The 19,081-nt window shown below is 72.7% G+C and carries 20 protein-coding genes and 3 tRNA genes; 13 read left to right on the top strand and 10 right to left on the bottom strand.

Translation table 11 applies throughout. The annotated features are described in order from the left end of the window. The first annotated feature begins 20 nt into the window (after positions 1-20). The 3 genes from ABD254_RS09405 (at position 21) to ABD254_RS09395 (ending at position 382) form a co-directional block, all read left to right on the top strand. Positions 21-94, top strand: a tRNA-Ile gene (locus ABD254_RS09405). A 64-nt stretch (positions 95-158) separates the two neighbouring features. Continuing rightward, positions 159-278 carry a DLW-39 family protein gene (locus ABD254_RS09400; protein WP_344247859.1) on the top strand — a complete coding sequence of 40 codons (120 nt, stop codon included), beginning with the start codon at positions 159-161 and terminating at the stop codon, positions 276-278. 28 nt (positions 279-306) lie between these two features. Further along, positions 307-382, top strand: a tRNA-Ala gene (locus tag ABD254_RS09395). 67 nt (positions 383-449) lie between these two features. Here ABD254_RS09395 and ABD254_RS09390 read toward each other — a convergent pair. Beyond that, a complete protein-coding gene (locus ABD254_RS09390) occupies positions 450-1,442 on the bottom strand; it encodes a hypothetical protein (RefSeq protein ID WP_344247858.1) in 993 nt (330 codons plus the stop codon). A 93-nt stretch (positions 1,443-1,535) separates the two neighbouring features. On the opposite strand from ABD254_RS09390, the gene ABD254_RS09385 reads away from it, so the two are divergent. Continuing rightward, positions 1,536-2,075 (top strand): peptidylprolyl isomerase, encoded by a 540-nt coding sequence (locus ABD254_RS09385; RefSeq protein ID WP_344247856.1) that lies wholly within the window; start codon positions 1,536-1,538, stop codon positions 2,073-2,075. A 127-nt stretch (positions 2,076-2,202) separates the two neighbouring features. Here ABD254_RS09385 and ABD254_RS09380 read toward each other — a convergent pair whose 3' ends face one another. Further along, positions 2,203-2,421, bottom strand: a complete 219-nt coding sequence (locus tag ABD254_RS09380; RefSeq protein WP_344247854.1) for a hypothetical protein — start codon at positions 2,419-2,421, stop codon at positions 2,203-2,205. On the opposite strand from ABD254_RS09380, the gene ABD254_RS09375 reads away from it, so the two are divergent. Beyond that, the gene (locus tag ABD254_RS09375; protein ID WP_344247852.1) at positions 2,411-3,097 is read left to right on the top strand and encodes a rhomboid family intramembrane serine protease; all 687 of its coding nucleotides are present in this window, start codon (positions 2,411-2,413) and stop codon (positions 3,095-3,097) included. The genes ABD254_RS09380 and ABD254_RS09375 overlap by 11 nt on opposite strands. A 77-nt stretch (positions 3,098-3,174) precedes the next feature. Here ABD254_RS09375 and ABD254_RS09370 read toward each other — a convergent pair whose 3' ends face one another. After that, positions 3,175-3,441 carry a cell division protein CrgA gene (locus ABD254_RS09370; protein ID WP_344247850.1) on the bottom strand — a complete coding sequence of 89 codons (267 nt, stop codon included), beginning with the start codon at positions 3,439-3,441 and terminating at the stop codon, positions 3,175-3,177. Between the two features lie 148 nt (positions 3,442-3,589). Between ABD254_RS09370 and ABD254_RS09365 the strand changes: the two genes are divergently transcribed. Genes ABD254_RS09365 through ABD254_RS09350 form a run of 4 tightly spaced genes read left to right on the top strand, consistent with a single transcriptional unit; the run spans position 3,590 to position 6,043 of the window. Beyond that, entirely contained in the window at positions 3,590-4,321 is a 732-nt protein-coding gene (locus ABD254_RS09365) for a DUF881 domain-containing protein (RefSeq protein ID WP_344247848.1), read from the top strand. Next, complete coding sequence (locus ABD254_RS09360; RefSeq protein WP_344247846.1) at positions 4,318-5,172, top strand: class E sortase; 855 nt, start codon at positions 4,318-4,320, stop codon at positions 5,170-5,172. The genes ABD254_RS09365 and ABD254_RS09360 overlap by 4 nt, the downstream gene beginning before the upstream one ends. Then, positions 5,172-5,339, top strand: coding sequence for a hypothetical protein (locus ABD254_RS09355; RefSeq protein ID WP_344247844.1), 168 nt, complete (start codon positions 5,172-5,174; stop codon positions 5,337-5,339). The genes ABD254_RS09360 and ABD254_RS09355 overlap by 1 nt, the downstream gene beginning before the upstream one ends. After that, on the top strand, positions 5,336-6,043 hold the full coding sequence (locus tag ABD254_RS09350) for an aminodeoxychorismate/anthranilate synthase component II (RefSeq protein WP_344247843.1): 708 nt from the start codon (positions 5,336-5,338) through the stop codon (positions 6,041-6,043). The genes ABD254_RS09355 and ABD254_RS09350 overlap by 4 nt, the downstream gene beginning before the upstream one ends. A 166-nt stretch (positions 6,044-6,209) precedes the next feature. Here the strand turns inward: ABD254_RS09350 and pknB are convergent, their stop codons facing one another. From pknB to ABD254_RS09315, 7 genes are read right to left on the bottom strand one after another with little or no spacing between them, the layout of a single operon-like run. After that, a complete protein-coding gene (gene pknB / locus ABD254_RS09345) occupies positions 6,210-8,255 on the bottom strand; it encodes a Stk1 family PASTA domain-containing Ser/Thr kinase (RefSeq protein WP_344247841.1) in 2,046 nt (681 codons plus the stop codon). A gap of 12 nt (positions 8,256-8,267) precedes the next feature. Next, positions 8,268-9,767, bottom strand: coding sequence for a serine/threonine-protein kinase (locus tag ABD254_RS09340; protein ID WP_344247839.1), 1,500 nt, complete (start codon positions 9,765-9,767; stop codon positions 8,268-8,270). Then, positions 9,764-11,221, bottom strand: a complete 1,458-nt coding sequence (locus ABD254_RS09335) for a peptidoglycan D,D-transpeptidase FtsI family protein (protein WP_344247837.1) — start codon at positions 11,219-11,221, stop codon at positions 9,764-9,766. Before ABD254_RS09335 ends, ABD254_RS09340 begins: the two co-directional genes overlap by 4 nt. Then, the gene (locus ABD254_RS09330) at positions 11,218-12,777 is read right to left on the bottom strand and encodes an FtsW/RodA/SpoVE family cell cycle protein (protein ID WP_344247835.1); all 1,560 of its coding nucleotides are present in this window, start codon (positions 12,775-12,777) and stop codon (positions 11,218-11,220) included. The genes ABD254_RS09335 and ABD254_RS09330 overlap by 4 nt, the downstream gene beginning before the upstream one ends. Continuing rightward, positions 12,774-14,174, bottom strand: coding sequence for a PP2C family protein-serine/threonine phosphatase (locus ABD254_RS09325; RefSeq protein ID WP_344247833.1), 1,401 nt, complete (start codon positions 14,172-14,174; stop codon positions 12,774-12,776). Before ABD254_RS09325 ends, ABD254_RS09330 begins: the two co-directional genes overlap by 4 nt. 7 nt (positions 14,175-14,181) lie before the next feature. Then, the gene (locus ABD254_RS09320; RefSeq protein WP_344247831.1) at positions 14,182-14,691 is read right to left on the bottom strand and encodes an FHA domain-containing protein FhaB/FipA; all 510 of its coding nucleotides are present in this window, start codon (positions 14,689-14,691) and stop codon (positions 14,182-14,184) included. Between the two features lie 10 nt (positions 14,692-14,701). Further along, positions 14,702-15,421: an FHA domain-containing protein gene (locus ABD254_RS09315; protein WP_344247829.1), complete on the bottom strand. Its 720-nt coding sequence runs from the start codon at positions 15,419-15,421 to the stop codon at positions 14,702-14,704. Positions 15,422-15,639: 218 nt separating this feature from the next. Between ABD254_RS09315 and ABD254_RS09310 the strand changes: the two genes are divergently transcribed. The 4 genes from ABD254_RS09310 to ABD254_RS09295 all read left to right on the top strand — a co-directional run bounded on the left by ABD254_RS09310 (position 15,640) and on the right by ABD254_RS09295 (position 19,075). Further along, positions 15,640-15,723: transfer RNA gene (locus ABD254_RS09310), tRNA-Leu, on the top strand. A 235-nt stretch (positions 15,724-15,958) separates the two neighbouring features. Then, positions 15,959-16,534: a dihydrofolate reductase family protein gene (locus tag ABD254_RS09305; protein WP_344247827.1), complete on the top strand. Its 576-nt coding sequence runs from the start codon at positions 15,959-15,961 to the stop codon at positions 16,532-16,534. 406 nt (positions 16,535-16,940) lie between these two features. Continuing rightward, positions 16,941-17,546 carry a SigE family RNA polymerase sigma factor gene (locus ABD254_RS09300; RefSeq protein WP_344247825.1) on the top strand — a complete coding sequence of 202 codons (606 nt, stop codon included), beginning with the start codon at positions 16,941-16,943 and terminating at the stop codon, positions 17,544-17,546. Continuing rightward, positions 17,543-19,075 (top strand): hypothetical protein, encoded by a 1,533-nt coding sequence (locus ABD254_RS09295; protein WP_344247823.1) that lies wholly within the window; start codon positions 17,543-17,545, stop codon positions 19,073-19,075. The genes ABD254_RS09300 and ABD254_RS09295 overlap by 4 nt, the downstream gene beginning before the upstream one ends. Positions 19,076-19,081: the final 6 nt, after the last annotated feature.

Here is a 19,081-nt window from a genome sequence, read left to right as displayed (position 1 = left end):
GCTCCCGCGGGAGCGCGCTCGGGGCTATAGCTCAGACGGTTAGAGCGCTTCCCTGATAAGGAAGAGGTCGGAGGTTCAAGTCCTCCTAGCCCCACTCCTGGCCGACAGGCCCGGGCCCGACCAGGCACGGCCTTGCCGGCCGTGACGAGGAGCTGATCATGAAGAAGCTGTTCGTCCTCCTGCTCGCGCTGGGCGCGGGCTACGTCGTCTGGCGCCGGCTCAACGAGGACGCGGCCGACCGGGACCTGTGGTCCGAGGTCACCGACACCATCGACTGAGCCGTCCTCGCTCGTCCAGGCGCAGCCGGGGGCCATGGCGCAATTGGTAGCGCACCTGCTTTGCAAGCAGGGGGTTAGGGGTTCGAGTCCCCTTGGCTCCACCACACGACACGAGACCCTGCACCACCCGACGGTGGTGCAGGGTCTCGTCGTTGCAGGGGGCTGGCGGCGTCAGCTCGCCGTGTCGCCGCCGGCGACGTCCTTCGGCGTCGGCGTGCCGTTCTCCTTGGGCGTGGTGCTACGGCTGCGCGCCTTCTTGGCGGCCTCCGCAGCCTTGTCGACGGCCTCGGTCGCCTTGTCCTTGGCCTTGTCGACCGCTTCGCTGACCTTCTCGGTGACCTCCTCCGCGGCCTCACGACCCTTGTCCGCGACCTCGCGGCCACGGGCGACGGCGTGGCCGGCCGCCTCCCCGACCGCCTCGGCGGCGTCCCCGGCGGCGTGCTTGGCGTCCCGGGCGGCGCCGTCGTAGTCGGGCCGCGACGCCTGCTCCCACGGCTCGGCCCACGGGTCGTTCTGCGGCTGCGCGCGCCGCCAGAAGGCGTAGCCGGCGGCGGCCCCGCCGAGGAGCAGCAGGGTCCAGAACAGGCCCTTGCCCTTGCCGGAGCTCTTCTCGGCCTCCTTGGCGGCCTTCTCAGCGGCCGCCTGGGCCTTCGCCGCCTCCTTCGCGGCCTTCTTGGCCGCCTTCTTGCCCGCCCGCCCGGCCTTCTCGGCCGCGTCGCGCGCGGCGTCCGCCGCGGCCACGCCGGCAGCCCCGGCGACCGCGCCGGCCCGGGTCGCGGCGTCGTTGAACGCGGCGACGACGCGCGGGAGGTAGTCGTCCACGATCTTGTCGTGGGCGGAGTCGACCATCGGCGCCGCCTTGTCGGCGGCCTTCTCGATCCGGGGGGCGGCGGCGAGCACGCTCTCGCGCCACGCCTTCTCCGCCCGGGGCACGAGCCACTCGAGGAACGAGTCGACGCGGGGTTCCGCCCAGTCCTTGGCCTGGACCGCGGCGTCCTTGGCGCCGTCGGCCGCACGGCCCCCGACGCCGACCAGCACGGCCGCGGCCTCGGTCGCGGTGTCCTTGATCTTGTCGCTGTCGACCTTCTCGCTGAGCGAGGAGGCCAGCTTGGAGTTGGAGTCCTTGATGTCCTTGACGCTGTCGCTGACGCTCTTTCGCACCATGGACCCACTCTGCCACCAGGTCTGCCGCGGTGCAGCGGCACACGCGCTCGCGCCGGGAGGTTCCGGCGAAGGGAACGGTGAGAGGATGTGGGCATGTTCGCAACCCTCCACACCACCGCCGGCGACATCCGCATCGAGCTGCTGCCGAACCACGCGCCCAAGACCGTCGACAACTTCGTGGGCCTCGCCAAGGGCACCAAGACGTGGACGGACCCGCGCACCGGCGCCGAGCGCAACGACCCGCTGTACGACGGCGTGATCTTCCACCGCGTCATCGACAGCTTCATGATCCAGGGCGGCGACCCGCTGGGCACCGGCACCGGCGGCCCCGGCTACGCGTTCGAGGACGAGATCCACCCCGAGCTCGGGTTCACCGAGAAGTACCTCCTCGCGATGGCCAATGCCGGCAAGCGGCGCAACCCCGTCACGGGCGAGCTCGAGGGCACCAACGGCTCGCAGTTCTTCATCACCACCTCCGAGACGCCGTGGCTCACCGGCAAGCACACGATCTTCGGGAAGGTGGCCGACGACTCCTCGCGCGCCGTCGTCGACACCATCGGCACCGCGGCGACGCGGCCGGGAGACCGCCCCGTCGAGGACATCGTCATCAACAGCGTCACGATCGAGGACTGACCGGACCTCAGCGCCGAAGGTCGGGGTCGGCGGACGGCGTCGTCGAGGCCGTATCTTTCCCGAAGTGGAGCGCCCCCCAGGGCGCGTGAACGCGGCCGAGACGACGCCGTTCGTCGACCACGACCCCTCACAGCCGCATGGAGGGCTGAGCCATCTCGACACCCCAGCCGCCCGGCCCGCAGCCGGCCGGCGCACCGCCCGTCTGCCCCCGCCACCCCGATCGGGTGTCGTACGTCCGCTGCCAGCGCTGCGGGCGGCCCACGTGCCCGGAGTGCCAGCGGCCCGCGGCCGTGGGGATCCAGTGCGTCGACTGCGTCGCGCAGGCGTCGAGGTCCGTGCCGACCACCCGCACGGCCTTCGGCGGCGCCGTCCGCGGCGGACGACCGGTCGTCACGCTGACGATCGTCGGGCTCTGCGTGGTGAGCTGGGTGCTCCAGCTGGCCACGGGCGGGGACTGGACACAGCGGTGGGCGTTCGCGCCGTCGGTCGGGCTGGACGAGCCGTGGCGCTTCCTCACCGCCGCGTTCCTGCACTCGACGAGCCCGCTGCACATCCTGTTCAACATGTACGCGCTGTGGCTGACCGGCCCGTTCCTCGAGCAGGCGTTCGGGCGGGGGCGCTTCGCCGCGCTGTACGTGCTGTCCGCAGTCGGCGGGTCGGTGGGCTACCTGCTCCTCGCGACGCCGACGTTCGGCGGGGGCTGGAACTCGGCGGTGGTCGGCGCCTCGGGCGCGGTGTTCGGCCTGTTCGGCGCCATCATCCCGGTGCTGCGGAAGATGGGGCGCAACGCGACGCAGATCGTGGTCCTCATCGCCATCAACATGGCGATCCCGTTCTTCGTCCCCGGCATCGCCTGGCAGGCGCACCTGGGAGGCCTCGCCGTCGGGCTGCTGATCGGCGCCGGGTACGCCTGGGCGCCGCGGGAACGTCAGCAGCTGGTGGCGTGGGCGCTGCCCGCGGTGGTCGGCGTCGTCCTCGTCGCCGCCACGGCCTGGAAGTACGCGTCGGTGGGCATGCTCTGACCGTTGTCCACAGGGTTGCTCACACCTGTGGAACTACAGCCGTGGGACTCCGGTCGCGCCCCAAGGGCGGCCCGGCGCTACTTCCAGCGCGTGGTCAGACCGAAGCCGGCGATGATGAGGACGAAGCCGACCGCGAGGTTCCAACCCTCCAGGGCCGGGATGGGCAGGCCGAGCCCGGGCGCGGTGAGGTAGTACAGGACGATCCAGGCCAGACCGGCGAGCATGAGGCCGAGCATCGTCGGCACGAGCCAGCGAGGGTTGGCGCCCTGCGGCTTGGCCACCTTGGCCACGGCCGGCGTCGACGACGACGCGGCCTTCTTCTTGCGGGACTTCGACTCGGGCACGGGACGGGCTCCTGTCCGGGCGGGCTGAGCGGCGGCCGGAGGCTGGGCGCCTGCGACCGTCGGAGGGTGCGTCGACTAGCGTAGTCGTCAGCGGGCCCAGCCCGGGACCGATCCGCCGTAGACAGTACGCAGACAGAGGGGGTGGCGCATGAACCGACGGCTGCGCTCCACCCTGTCGGTGGCGAGCGTGCTCGCCACTGCCGGCCTGCTGTTCACCGCCAGCGCCCAGCTCGCGGACACCGGCGACGGCCGCCAGCCGCAGGATCTCGCTGAGCTCGTCACCGACGAGTCCGACCGCGTGAGCACCCTCACCGACCGCATGAACTCCCTCGAGGCCGAGATCGAGGACCTCGGGGAGCAGGTGAACACCGACCTGCCCGTCCGCGGACCGGACCTCGCCGCGCGGGAGTCCGTCGTCACCGGCTCGCGCCCGGTCACCGGGCCCGGCCTCACCGTCTCCCTCGACGACGCTCCCGCGTCCAGCCAGTCGATCGCGGGGGTGCGCGCCGACGACCTGGTGGTGCACCAGCAGGACATGCAGCACGTCATCAACGCGCTGTGGGCCGGCGGCGCCGAGGCCATGACCCTGCAGGGCGAGCGGGTGACGGCGACGTCGGCGTTCCGCTGCTCCGGCAACATCCTGCTGCTGCACGGCAAGGTCTTCTCGCCGCCGTACGTCATCGAGGCCGTCGGCGACCCGGACGACCTGCAGGCGGCGCTCGACGCCTCCCCCGGCGTCGCCGTCTACCAGCAGTATGTCGACTGGGTCGCGCTCGGCTGGGCCGTCGGGCAGTCGGACGACCTCGAGCTGCCCGCGTACACGGGGAGCTCCGAGCTCAAGCACGCGACCGCCCCCGCCGGCACGGACGTGTTCTCGTGACGACGACGGCGTCCAGGCCGGCGCCGCCCGGGCACGCGCGGCCGGGCCGGCGCCGCGGCGTCGGCAGCGCCGTGGTCGGCGTGCTCGGGGAGCTGTGCATCACCGCCGGCGTGCTGCTCGGCCTGTTCGTCGTGTGGCAGCTCTGGTGGACGGACGTCCAGGCGGACCGGGTGCACCAGCAGGTCCTGTCCGAGCTCGACTGGCCCGACCCGGGCAGCGGGCAGTCGGACGCCGGCCCCGCCGTCGCGCCCGAGCGTCGTGGCGAGCCCCCGGTGCTGAAGGAGCCCGCGACCGGCGAGGTCTTCGCCAAGCTGTACGTGCCCCGCTTCGGCGACGACTACGTGGAGCCGATCGCGCAGGGCGTCGACAAGGCGACGATCCTCGACCGGCTCGGCATCGGCCACTACCCGGGCACCGCCATGCCCGGCGACCTGGGGAACTTCTCCACCGCCGGGCACCGCACCACGTACGGCAAGCCCTACCACCAGGTCGCGGACCTGCAGGAGGGCGACCCGCTCGTCGTACGGACGGCCAAGACCTGGTACCTCTACCGCGTCACGACGCACGAGATCGTCTACCCGTGGGACGTCGAGGTCATCTCGCCGATCCCGGGCCTCGAGCCCGGCGAGCCGGTGCCCGAGCTCACCCAGCGCCTGCTGACGATGACCGCCTGCCACCCCATGTACTCCGCCGCGCAGCGCTACATCGTGCACGGCGAGCTGGACTACTGGGCGCCCGTGAGCAAGGGTGTGCCGGCCGAGCTGCTCGACGCCGGCATCCTCACGGAGGGCGTCGACGGCGGTGACGCCGGCGCCGGTGTCCGACGTGGCGACGACGGGAAGGTGGCCTGATGTACGGCCTGCTGTGGCGCGCGCTGCCCGGCCCCGCCTGGCTCCGGGTGCTGATCCTTCTGGTATTCGCGGCGGCGGTGGTCGCCGCGTGCTTCGAGTGGGTCTTCCCCTGGGTCTCCGAGTACCTCCCGATGAACGACAACACCGTCGAGGCGAGCACACGATGAACGACACGACCGACAGCACCGACACGACGGGCACGCCGGCGCAGCCCGGGGGGCCGCGCATCCTCGTCGTCGACAACTACGACTCGTTCGTCTACACGATCGTCGGGTACCTCGACCAGCTCGGCGCGCGCACCGTCGTCGTCCGCAACGACGCCGTGCCCGACCCGGACGCCGACGGCGTGTACCGCGACGCGGACGGCGCACCCTTCGACGGGGTGCTCGTGTCCCCCGGCCCCGGGACGCCGAAGGAGGCGGGCTCGTCGGAGGACGTGATCCGCGCCTGCGCCCGGTCGCGCACGCCAATGCTCGGCGTCTGCCTGGGCCACCAGGCGCTGGCCGAGGTGTACGGCGCCACGGTGTCGCACGCCCCCGAGCTCATGCACGGGAAGACGAGCCTCGTGGAGCACGACGGCGACGGCGTCCTCGACGGGCTCGCATCGCCGTTCACCGCTACGCGGTACCACTCGCTGGCCGTGCTGCCCGAGACGGTGCCCGCCGAGCTGGAGGTCACCGGCGCCACCGCGAGCGGCGTCGTGATGGGGCTGCAGCACCGGGAGCTCCCGCTGCACGGCGTCCAGTTCCACCCAGAGTCCGTGCTCACCGAGGGCGGCCACCGGCTGCTCGCGAACTGGCTCGCCGTCTGCGGCGACGACGGCGCCGTCGAGCGCTCGCGCGGCATGGCGCCGCTGGTGCACCAGGGCTGACACTCATCGCTGGTCGAGCCTGTCGAGACCCTGTGGTTTCGACAGGCTCAACCAGCGGGGGTTTCGACAGGCTCAACCAGCGGGGGTTCGACAGGCTCAACCAGCGGGGGTTTCGACCGGCTCAACCAGCGGGGGTTTCGACCGGCTCAACCCGCCGTCGGCGCCGTCACTCCTCGTCGTCGCCGAGCCCGCCGAACAGGCCGGCCGCGTCGTCGGTGGGGTCGTCCGACGGGGTGGGGGTGTCGGTCGGGGTCCCGCCGACGCCGCACGTGGCGGGATCGCCAGGGCCCTCGGAGACGGTGAAGTCCACGTTGGACCCCAGCTCGACCTGCTCGCCCGCACGCGGGCTCTGGTCGATGATCACGCCCTCGCAGACGGTGTCCGACGCCGCGGACGAGGGCCTCGGGGTGAGGCTCCAGCCGCCGATGTCGTCGATCGCCTCCGCCTGGGTCTTGCCGACCACGTCGGGCACGGTCGTCAGCTCCGGCGGGGGCTCCTCGGCGATGACGACCTCGACGCGGCTGCCCTGCGTGACGTTCCCCGCCTCGGGGCTCTGGGAGATGACCGTGCCCGGGTCGCCCTCGTCGCTCTCCTCGGTGGTGAACGACCCGGTCAGGCCGAGCTCGGTCAGGGCGTCGTCCGCCTCGTCCTGTGTCATCCCGGTCAGGGACGGCAGCTCGACCTGCCCGGTGGAGACGATGAGGTCGACGGACTCGCCCTCGTTGATGGCCTGGCCCGGCTCCGGGTCGGTGGTGACGACGTCACCCTCGGACACGCTGCCGCTGTTGCGCTGCGACACGCTGCCCACCACGAGCCCGGCGTCGGTGATCGCCTGCTCGGCGTCGTCCCGGGACATGCCGGTCACATCGGGCACGCCGCCCTCGATCGCCTCCGGCCCGGCGGCGAACGTCACGACGACGGTGGTCCCCCGGTCGACGGTCTGGCCGCCGGATGGGCTCTGGCCGAGGAACGTGCCCTCGTCCTCGTCCGACTCGGTGTCGGTCTCCTCGTCGTAGACGAGCCCGGCGTCCTCGATCTCCCGCTGGGCCTCTGCCGGCGTGACCGTGGCGACGAGCGTCGGCACCTCGACCTGGTCGGCGGTGCCGTCGGGTCGCATGATCAGGAACGTGATGATCGCGGCGAGCGCGAGCACCCCGATCGTGATGAGCGTCCACATGAGGCCCTTGCGGCTCTTCTTCCCCTCCTCGGCGGGCGTGCCGCCGGGCGGGGTCGTCGGCGCGACGGCGCCCGTCGTGCCCCACGGCGAGGCGGGGTCCATGACCTGCGTCGCGCTGCCGGCGCCCATCACCTGCGTGGCCGCGGCCCCGGCCGCGGCGGCGCCGATCAGCGGCGCCGTGACGTCGCCGCCGCGCAGCGCCGACTCGAGGTCGGCGCGGAACTCCGCGGCGGTGGAATAGCGGGTGTCGCGGTCCTTGGCGAGCGCCTTGAGGGTGATGCGGTCGAGCACCTCCGGCACGTCGGAGGCCAGCTCGCTGGGCCGCTGGGCGGCCTGTCCGACGTGCTGGTAGGCGACGGCGACGGGAGAGTCGCCGATGAACGGCGGGCGCCCCGTGAGCAGCTCGAACAGCACACAGCCCGTGGAGTACAGGTCGCTGCGGGTGTCCACCGTCTCGCCCCGCGCCTGCTCGGGCGACAGGTACTGCGCCGTGCCGATGACGGCGTGCGTCTGGGTCATCGTCGCCGCGGAGTCCGCCATGGCCCGCGCGATGCCGAAGTCCATCACCTTGACCGCGCCGGTGGGCGTGATCATGACGTTGGCGGGCTTGATGTCGCGGTGCACGATGCCGGCCTGGTGGGAGTACTCGAGCGCGCTGAGCACGCCCGCAGTGATCTCCACGGCCTCCTCGATCGGCACGGCCGCGCCGTCCTGCAGGATGTCGCGGACGGTGTGGCCCTCGACGTACTCCATGACGATGAAGGGGACGTGCGACGTCGCGCCCTGCGGGTCGGTGTGCGTGTCCTCGCCGGTGTCGTAGACGGCGACGATGGCGGGGTGGTTGAGGGCGGCGGCGGACTGCGCCTCGCGGCGGAACCGGGCCAGGAAGGACGGGTCGCGCGCGAGGTCGGACCGCAGCACCTTGATCGCGACCGTGCGGCCGAGGCGCGTGTCGTGCCCGATGTGCACCTCGGCCATGCCGCCGCGGCCGATGAGCTCACCGACCTCGTAACGGCCCGCGAGTACCCGGGGCATGTTGTCCACCACTCAGTCGTCCTTCTCGGTCGTGGCCGCGCGCGAGGCGCGCGACGGGTCTCGGAGCATCATCCCAGGTTCCGGTCGGGCCGCGAGACCGGGTGTGACCAGGAGCGCGGCGGCCGCCGCGCCGGCGTCGGGCGCGGCGATCGCCTGCACGAGCGTCGCGAGCAGCAGCACGACGAGCAGGCCGACGAGCGCGAGCAGCGGCCACGAGAGGCGCCCCAGCGGCCCGAAGCGGCGCCCCGTCGTCGTGGAGGTGCGGCGCGGGCCGCCCTCCCCGGCGGACGGCGTCGCCGGGCCCGTCGCGGACCGGGTGCGGACCTCGGCCGGCCGTCGCGCGTCGGACGAGCGGGGGTCCCCGGCGGCGCGCCGGGTCACCGGTCGACGCTGGTCCTGGGTGCCGGCGCGCACGTCGCGCCGCAGCGGGTAGGCGCGGCCTGTGGGCTTATCCACCGGGGTCGGGAACGGGTCCTGCGCCGCCTGCCCGGCGTCGGCCGGCTCGTCGGCGGGCGCGGGCGCCGAGGCGGGGCGGTCCGGGGGCGCGACCGACCCGATCGGAGGGAACGGCGGCGAGCTGCCGGCGTCGGCGGGAGTCGCGTGCGCGGGGACGGCGCGCGGCGGCCGGGCGCCGGCGCGGGTCGACGCGGCGCGCCGCGCCGAGCGTGACCTCGCGCCGAGCGGGTCCTGCGCGATCTCCCGGGCGAGCACGTCCAGCTCGTCGGCGAGGGCGGCCGCGGACGAGGGACGCTTGCCGGGGTCCTTCTCGAGCATCCGCTCGATGAGGGAGGCGAGCCCGGGGTGCACGTGCGAGGGCAGCGGCGGCACGATCGAGTTGACGTGCGCCACGGCGATGTCGACCGGCGTCGACCCGGTGAAGGGACGCCGGCCCGCGGTGGCCTCGTAGGCCACGACGCCCAGCGCGTACAGGTCGGAGGCCGCCGTGGCGGCCTGCCCGACGGCCTGCTCCGGCGACAGGTACTGGGCGGTGCCCATCACCATGCCGGTCGCCGTCATCGGCGCCTGGTTGGCGGCGATCGACACCCCGAAGTCGGTGATCTTCACGCCGCCGCCGTGCTCCAGCAGGATGTTCCCGGGCTTGACGTCCCGGTGCACGACCTTCGCCAGGTGCGCGTGGTGCAACCCGCGCGACGTGGCGGCCAGGATCGGCAGGAGCTTGCGCGGCGCGACGACCGGCTCGCGCTCGAGCAGGTCGGCGAGCGGCTCGCCCAGCACCAGCTCCATCACGAGGAACCCGGCGCCGTCCTGCTCGCCGTAGTCGTACATCTGCGCGATGTTCGGGTGCGAGAGGGCGGCGCTGTTGCGGGCCTCCGTGCGCAGGCGGCGCAGGAAGTCCTCGTTGCCGGTGTACTCCTCGCGGAGCACCTTGACCGCGATCTCGCGCCCCAGGTAGGTGTCGTCGGCGACCCAGACCTCGCCCATGCCGCCGATGGCGATCCGGCGCGTGAGCCGGTAGCGGTCGCCGAGCGCGAGCCCCGTGGACGGCCTCATCCGTTGAGCACCGCTTCCATGACCGCGCGCGCGATCGGCGCGGCGACGGCGCCGCCGGTGGCCTCCGAGGTACCCACCGTGCCGCCGTTCTCGACGACGACCGCCACCGCGACCTGCGGGTCCTCCGCGGGGGCGAAGCCGGTGAACCACACGTGCGGAGGCAGGTCGGTCCCGTGCTGCGCGGTGCCGGTCTTGCCCGCCACGGTCACGCCTGAGATCTGCGCCGACGTGCCCGAGCCGGACTCGACGACGCTGACCATCATGTCCGTGAGCTGGGCGGCGGTCTCGCTCGAGATCGGCTGGTCGAGCCGGCTCGGCTCGTTCTCCTGCACGACCTCGAGCTGCGGGTCGCGGATGGTGTCGACCGAGTACGGCGCCATCATGTCGCCGTCGTTCGCGATCGCGGCCGATGTCATCGCGACCTGCAGCGGCGTGGTCCGCACGTCCCACTGTCCGATGGCGGACTGCGCGACTAAGGCGTCCTCGAACCCCGGTTCCGGGTAGATGCTCTCGACCGTGCTGAACGGTACCTCGAACGGCGCGTTGAACCCGAACGCCTCGGCCTGGTCGTACAGGGCCTCGCTGCCGAGGTCGACGCCGAGCTCGGCGAACGCCGTGTTGCAGGAGATCCGCAGGGCGTCGGCCAGGCTCATCTCCCCCGAGGCGGCGCAGGACGTGCCGCCGTAGTTGCCGATCTTCCGGTCGGTGCCGGGAGGCTGGTACGTGTCGGGCGCGTCGATGACGGTGTCCGCGTCGTAGTCGCCGCTCTCGAGCGCCGTGGCGGCCGTGACCAGCTTGAACGTGGAGCCCGGAGGGTAGGTCCAGTTCGTGGCGCGGCTCAGCAACGGATCGTCGTCGGCGTTGGCGAGCTTCGTGTACGCGTCGTTCGCGGCCTGGGAGTCGTGCGTCGCGAGGTCGTTCGGGTCGTAATTCGGCTTGGACACCATCGCGAGGATCTTGCCGGTGGACGGCTCGACGGCGACGACGGCGCCGCGCTGGTCGCCGAGGGCGTCCCACGCCGCCTGCTGCGCCGCGGCGTCGATGGTGAGCTCGACCGACGAGCCCTGCGGGTCCGTCCCCGTGAGGGTGTTCCGCAGGCGGTCCATCCACAGGGCGTCGGCGCTGCCGGACAGGAAGTCGTTCTCGGTGTCCTCGATCTTCGACGTGCCGCTGACCACGGAGAAGTACCCCGTCAGCGAGGAGTACAGGCGGCCCTGCGTGTACTCGCGCTGGTAGCCGAACTGGTCGTCGACCGGGGTCGACTGCGCGATGGCCTCGCCGTCCACCACGATGGGGCCGCGGTCGGTGCCGAACTGCGCCCAGATCTTGCGGACGTTGCGGTTGTCGTCGTTGAGCTCGTCGGCGTGGAAGAACTGGATCCACGTGGTCGAGACCATGAGCGCCAGGAACATGACCATGACGACGCTCGCCAGCCGGCGCAGGGTCGTGTTCACAGGTGCTCACCTCCTCGATGCTGGGACGGCCGGTCGACGACCTCCGTGGGATGGGACGACGGCGCCGGGCCCGCGGGGGCGTCCGACGCCGAGCGTCGGACCGGCGTCCCCGCCGCGGGGGTCCCCGCGGCCGGGGTGCTGCCGGGTTCGTACCCGCCGACGACGATGGGGTCGTGCAGCGCGCCGCCGGGCGCGACGGTGCCGCGCATCGGCAGCGCCGACGGGCGACGCGCGTTGTCGGAGATGCGCAGCAGCAGGGCGATCACGATCCAGTTCGCCAGCAGCGACGAGCCGCCCTGCGCCATGAAGGGCAGGGTCAGGCCGGTCAGCGGGATGATCCGGGTGATGCCGCCGATCACGACGAACACCTGCAGCGCCATGACGAACGCGAGGCCGCCGGCCAGCAGCTTGCCGAAGCCGTCGCGCACCGCGAGCGCGGTGCGCAGGCCGCGCTGCACGACGATCAGGTACGCCATCAGGATCGCGAGCAGGCCGGTGAGGCCCAGCTCCTCGCCGAGCGACGAGTAGATGAAGTCGGAGAAGGCGTAGGGCACGAGGTACGGGTCGCCCTCGCCCCAGCCGGTGCCGAACAGGCCGCCCGCGGCCAGCGCGAACGTGCCCTGCACGATCTGGTACGACCGGCCCGTGTTGTACAGCTCGGCGTCGAACGGGTGCAGCCAGACGTCCATGCGGGCCGCGACGTGCGGGAACACGCTCGACGCGACCAGCGCGCCGGCCGCGAACAGCACCAGGCCGATGAGGATCCAGCTGAACCGCGCCGTCGCGAGGTACAGCATCGCGACGAACAGGCCGAAGAACAGCAGCGACGTGCCGAGATCGCGCTCGAAGACGAGGACGGCCAGCGAGGCCGCCCACACGATGATGATCGGCCCGAGGTCGCGCAGCCGGGGCAGCTGCAGGCCCAGGAACTTCTTGCCCGCCAGGGCGAGGGTGTCCCGGTTGGTGACCAGGTAGCCGGCGAAGAAGATCGCGAACGCGATCTTCGCGAACTCGGCGGGCTGCAGCGAGAACCCGGCGATGTTGACCCAGATGCGTGCGCCGTTGATCTCGGTGCCGATGCCCGGCAGCAGCGGGAGCAGGACCAGGACGAGGCCGACGATCATCGCCGTGTAGGTGAGCCGGCGGATCCATCGGTGGTCGCGCAGGAACCAGATGATCAGCACGGCGACGAGCGCGCCGAGGGCCGTGTACATCAGCTGCGCCCAGGCGTTGGCGCCGTTCATGTCCGCGAGCTCGAGCCGCAGGATCATCGCGAGGCCGAGCCCGTTGAGGAGCACGACGGCCGGCAGGATCACCTGGTCGGCCCACGGCGCGCGGATCCGCAGCACGACGTGCGCGCCGAGCGCGACGGCGGTGAGCATCCCGCTCTTGAGGAAGAAGCCGTCGGGCAGCGCGCCCGTGATGCTGTGCCCCACCATGGCGAACGCGGTGATGCCCGCCGCGAGGGCGAGGACCAGCAGGAACAGCTCGGCGACGCGGGCGGGGCGGCGTTCGGTCGGGGTGACCGTGCGCTCGGGCGTCTCGACGGCGCTCACCCCTTCGCACCCCCGTCCGACGTCGCCTTCGCGGGCGCCTGCTCGTCGGCACCGGCCTGGCTGTCGCCGGCGGGCCGCGACTCGCGGTCGGACGGCGTGGGCGTGGGGGTCGGAGTCGGGGAGGGCGTGGGGGTGGGCTCGGGCTGCGCCTCGGCGATGAGCCGGTCGGCGCGCTCGCTCGCCTCGGCCTCGGAGGACGCGCGGATGGACCCGTCGAGCTGGTCCACCCAGTAGTCCGGCAGGTCGTCGACGGGCGTGCCGGTGAGCTCCACCGGCGTGGAGAGCGTGATCGGCCCCGCGCTGGCGGGGATGCCCCGGTACACGGCGACCTCGCCGTCCGCGACGCCCACGTAGTACTGCTGCTGCGTCCAGCCGTAGGCCCACCACAGCCCGTACCCGACGCCGCCGACCACGACCAGGACGACGAGGACGACCAGCCAGGGCCGCCGCTTGCGCCGGGGGCGCGCGTCGTCGTCGACGGCCTCGTCCTCGTCGTCGTCGGGACCGCTGGTCACGACGCCCGCGGGGTCGTCGGTCGCGTCGGGCGCCGCCTGGTCGTCGGGCGCGGCCGTGAGGTGGGCGGGGAGGTCGCCGGCGGCCGCGGCCCCCACGACCAGCGGCGTCGAGGCACCGTCCGAGGTCGCGGCCTCGGCGGGCGTCGCCTCGCCGTCGGCGTCCACGACGTCGGCCACGATGACGGTGACGTTGTCGGTGCTGCCGGCGGTCATGGCGATCGTCACGAGCAGCTCGGCGGCGTCGTCGGGCGACGCGGACTCGACGAGCACCTCGGTGATCTGCTCGGGCGACACGAAGCCGGACAGGCCGTCCGAGCACAGCAGCCACCGGTCGCCGGCGCGTGCCTCGCGCACCGACATGTCGGGGGTGAGGTCGACGTCGAAGTCGCCCAGCACCCGCATGACGACGTTGCGCTGCGGGTGGTGCTCGGCCTCGTCGGGAGAGATGCGCCCGGTGTCCACCAGGTGCTGGACGAACGTGTGGTCGACCGTGACCTGGGTGAGCCGCCGGTCGCGTAGAAGGTACGCGCGGGAGTCGCCGAGGTGCGCCATGGCGAGGGTGGTTCCCGTGTGCAGCAGCGCCGTGACCGTGGTGCCCATGCCCGCCAGCTCGGGGTCGGCCTCGCTGGCGCGGACCAGGTCCTGGCGCGCCTGCTCCACGGTGTGCTCGAGGTCGGACAGCGCCTGGTCGGGGCCGTGCTGGAGCTCGTCGAGCGGTGCCAGCGCGGCGATCGCCAGGCGCGACGCGATGTCACCGCCCGCGTGCCCGCCCATGCCGTCGGCGACGACGAGCAGGTGCGGCCCCGCGTAGGCGGAGTCCTGGTTGGACGAACGCACCAGGCCGACGTCGGACCGCGCGGCGTAGCGCAGGGTGAGGGTCACGGGGTGATCATCCCTGGAGCTCGACGACGGACCGGCCGATCTGCACGCCGACGCCCGGCGCGAGCGGGATCGGTCCCGCGACCTTGGTGTCACCCATGAAGGTGCCGTTGGTGGAGCCCAGGTCCTCGACGAACCACTGGTTCCCCTGCGGGAAGATGCGCGCGTGCCGCGACGACGAGTAGTCGTCGTCGAGCACGAGGGTGCAGCCCGGCGCGCGCCCGATGAGGATCGACGCCGTCGACAGGGGCAGGGTGGTGCCGGTGAGCGGCCCCGCCGTCACGACCAGGCGGGTCGGACCTCCGCGCTGCTTCTTCGCCGGCGCCGCGGGGGCTGCCGGGCCGGCGGCGGCCGCCGCGGGTGCGGCCGCCTCTTCGGCACGACGGCGCTCCGCCCGAGACTGTTTCGGCGCGCCTCGCGCGGCGAGGTCGCGGCGCAGCACCGCGACGGCGGTGAGCACGAACACCCACAGCAGCACGAGATAGCCCAGCCGCAGCAGGGTGAACGTCAGCTCGTCCATCCTCGGGAGATCACCAGTCCTCGGTCTGCTGGCCGGCGGCGGAGCCGGTCCAGAACATGATGCGGGTCCGGCCGATCGTCAGGGTGTTGCCGTCGAGCAGCGTGGCCGCCGGCACCTGGTGGCCCTCGACGAAGAGCCCGTTCGTGGAGCCCAGGTCGGTGGCGACGACGCCGTCGGACGTGACACGGATCTCCAGGTGGCGGCGAGAGACGCCGGGGTCGTCGACGACGATGTCGGCCTCGGCGTCGCGGCCGATGACCGTGACGGGTCCGGTGAGCAGGTAGCGCTGCCCGTCGATGTCGATGAGCGGGTGCCGCGTCGACGGCGCCGCGGAGGTGGCCGGCGCGACGTTGCCGCGCACCGTGGCCGAGCGGAGCTGGAACCGGCCGCCGGCGAGGTCCTCGTGCTCCTCGAACGACACGCTGACCGGGCCGACGAACGCGTAGTGCTGCGACGCCGCGTACTCCGTCAGGTTGGTGGCGAGCTCGTCCGCCATCGTCTCCGCGCCCCACTCGTCGATCTGGGAGAAGTCCCCCGGCGACAGCTCGATCGTGAACTCGTTGGGCACGACCGTGCGGTCGCGGCCCACGACGGCGGCGCGGTCGTCGACCTCGCGGCGCAGCCGACTGGCGAGCTCCACAGCCTTGAGCTCGCTGTTGCGACCGACCTTCGCGAACGCGTTGTTCATCATGCGCTCGACACTCTTCTCGAAGCGCTCCAGGGCGCCCATGCCACCTCCTCCCGTCGGCCCGAACGTCCGCGGGCAGACTATCTAGATCGTAGGCAGCGCCGCAGCACCACCTTCCCGCGCGGTGTGGATTTCCTGCGAACGCTCGGCGCAGAACCGGGACCGGCCGGGCGTGGCGGGGCGTCGTCAGGACGGCCGCGCCGGCCCGGCCTGAGGCGATTGGGGGCCACCCCCGGCGCCGTGCTAATCTTCTGCGGCACGCGCGAGTGGCGGAATAGGCAGACGCGCACGGTTCAGGTCCGTGTGCCCGAAAGGGCGTGGGGGTTCAACTCCCCCCTCGCGCACGTGAAGAGAAGGTCCCGGTCAGTTCTCCTGACCGGGACCTTCTGCGTTGCCGGGGAGGTGCCCTGCTGCTGCCGACCTTGAGGCAGACCTGCAGGTCAGCGGGCCGTGGCGACGTCGGATCACCACGCCTGGTGGGTACGTTTCAGATTCTTCTTCAGAAGGTGTCGATCGGGGCTCGGGCCGTTCGACCTTGGAGTGAAGGCACCGAGACGGCACCCCGACAGGAACGGAACCATGGCACGCGAACTCGTCTACACCGGATTCATCACGCTTGACGGCTCCGTCGATTCTCCCGGCGGAACGGCCGAGGGCCACCCCGGGGGCGGGTGGGTGTTCGACACCGACTTCGTCCCCGAGGCGTACGCCCTGAAGGGCGAAGAGCTCGAGGAGACGACGGCACTGCTGTTCGGTCGACGCAGCTACGAGGCGTTCTCGAACGTCTGGCCCGCGTCCGCCGATCACGCGGAATACAAGGACCTCCCGAAGTTCGTCGCGTCGTCGACGCTCGACGACGCCGCTCTCGTCGAGGAGTGGGGACCGACGACGATCTTGCGCAGCACCCAGGACATCGCCGATCTCAAGCAGACCGACGGCGGGGCGATCTTCATCCACGGCAGCGCCGAGCTCGCGCTGCGCCTGGGCGAAGCGGGGCTCATCGACCGCTACAACCTGCTGATGTTCCCGTACCTGCTCCCGGGCGGCAAGACGATCTTCGGCGAGCGCGGCGCCGACCGTCGCACCCTGTCGTTGCGCGAGTCCGCGACGTACGCGAACGGCGTGGTGAAGCTCGTCTACGACGTCCGACGCTGACATCTCGGCGGCCGTCGCCCTGGGACGTGGGTTGCGTCCGGGTTCGGCATCAGCGTCGGAAAGCTGTCGGAAGGTCCCGGTCAGGCTCTCCCGGCCGGGACCTCCCGTGTTCTGCCGGGATTCGTCCGGGGTCCGTGGGGCAGCCCGGCAGGCTCCCATTCTCAGCCGCGCTGCGGTCGGTAGACCTGCATGACGACGCTGCTGGGGAACGGTGTGGTCTCGACCAGCCCTCCCTGGAGAGGCCCCGGCTCGTCGAGCCGGGGCCGTCGTCGTCCTGGGGCTTGGCGGAGCCGGCCCCTGGCGTCTCGACACGGCCGCTCGCTCCTGACGCGCCGAGGGATCGGTGGCAACCTTTCGCCCGCGGGCGGCGTCTGTGTTCCGTGACTTCACGACGAAGGCGGTGGACATGACGAGCGACAGCGCCCCCGTGCTCCTCGGCGAGGTGGCCGACGAACGGGTCCGGATCGTGGCGGCGGGCAGGACGCCGGCGGAACGCTTCACGGCGTTCGCGGCGGCGAACACCCCCGCGCTCTCCCGGATCGCGTACCTCCTGTGCGGCGACGAGCATCGCGCGGGCGACCTGGTCCAGCTCGCGCTCGAGCGGACCTATCTGGCGTGGGGGCGGGTCGGCGACGGCGACCCCTTCGCCTATGCGCGACGCGTCATCGCGACCGCGCGCATCGACGGCTGGCGGCGCACGCGCCGCGACGTGCTGTCGGACCCGGTGGACCTGCGCCCGGCGCCCGTGCCCGACGGGACGCGCACGGTCGTGGACCGCGACGAGCTCGTGCGGGCGCTGCGGAGGCTGCCCGAGGCGCAGCGCCGCGTCGTCGTCCTGCGCTACCTGCTCGACCGCTCGGAGGTGCAGACCGCCGACGAGCTCGGGATCTCGGTCGGCGCGGTGAAGTCCGGCGGGTCGCGCGGTCTGGCGAGGCTGCGCGAGCTGCTGGGTGCGGACGGCACGACCGGCGCGAACGACACGACGCGGACGAGGAAGGGGACGGTCCGATGACCCTCCAGGACGACTTTGTGGCGGAGCTTCAGCACGCGGCCGACCGGGTGGGCCCGGTCGCCGGGCTCGACGGCCTGGCGATGGGACGCCGCGCGGTGCGGCGTGGGCGGGCGCGGCGTGGCGCGCTGACGGGCGTCGGGGTGCTCGCCGCGGTGGGCGCGGTCGCGGGCGTCAGCCTGCTGACCGGGCCGACGGACGTCGGTCCCGCGGCGTCCGACGTGCCGTCGGGCTGGACGCCCGTCGCCGTCGGCGGGGTACGCCTCGCGGTGCCGCCCGGCCTCGAGCCGAGCGCCGACGGCCTCTGGGAGGATGACCAGGACGAGGGGGAACAGAGCTTCGTGCAGGTCCAGCCGGGCGAGGACCTGCCGCTCGTGCCACCGGGCTCCGCCCTCACGCCGACCGACGTCCGGATCCCCGGCGCGGTGTCGGCGGAGTATGTCACCGAGGACGACTCGGACATCCCGGGCGTGGCGCAGGAGTTCCTCGGGAGGCTTCAGGTCGTCCGCGAGTCCGGCGACGTGGTGCAGGTGACCCTGGTCTGGGGGACGGTCGACGAGGGCGAGGAGATGTTCGCCGACCTCGTCCGCTCGGTGTCGGTGGACGAGGAGTCCGCCCCCCTGCCGTCGCCTGAAGGAGTTTCGGAGCTGCAGCAGCTCGAGGGGTTCGCGGCCGGCGTCCCGGACGGCTGGAAGGAGGCCGGGTTCGCCGGGCTGGAGTACGCGGTGCCGCCCGGATGGGTGGATGACGACACGACGACCGACGCGTTCCCCGCCGGATCGGCGTTCCGGGCGGAGAGCGGCGACGGCACTGCGGCGCTCACCATCCTGCAGGCGGCGGACGCCGCGGGCTGGCCTGACTCGATCGCACCCTCGAACCTGTATCCCGCGTCCACGTTCCCGCTCGACGGCGCCGACGTGGTCCAGGTGGAGCCCCGGTCCGCCGACGACCGTCGCACCACCACGACGCGAGTGCGGCGCGAGGACGGGCGTGCGTACATCGTCACGACGGAGACGCCCGACACGTCCGACGGCCGCGCGCTGACCATGCGACTCCTGGGGACGCTCGGCCTCGCTGCCGGGTCGGCGGCCGTCCCGGGCCCGGACGACCTTCCGCTGCTCCCGACGTCGGAAGTGCCCCCGGGGTGGGTCGAGGTGCACGGCTCCGAACTGCGCCTCGCGGTGCCGCCCCGATGGACGGAGGTCCTGACGCCTGACGGGGCCGGCTGGTCCTCCGACCCGGACGACGGGCAGCCCGAGGAGACCGTCGACGTCTCCACGGCGACGCTCGGCGACGGTCCCGGCATCGTCCCCCCGCCCTACGGGTACCGGTACGACGTCCCGGGCGCCGAGCACGCCGTCGTCCAGGTCGGGGAGCAGCCCGGGGCCGACGGCGGGACGAGCTTCCTCGGCACCGTGGAGCTCTACCGCGGCGACGAGGTCGTGGTGCTCGAGTACTCGGGGCCGTTGCACGGCGACTCGGAGGAGCGGTTCGGCCAGCTCGTCCGGTCTCTCCGGCTCGCCGGGAGCTGACGCCTC

It is taken from the genome of Isoptericola hypogeus (assembly GCF_039531145.1).
Lineage (GTDB): Bacteria > Actinomycetota > Actinomycetes > Actinomycetales > Cellulomonadaceae > Isoptericola > Isoptericola hypogeus.
Note: the sequence above shows the minus strand (reverse complement) of the source record. Positions and strands in the feature narration are given on the sequence as shown.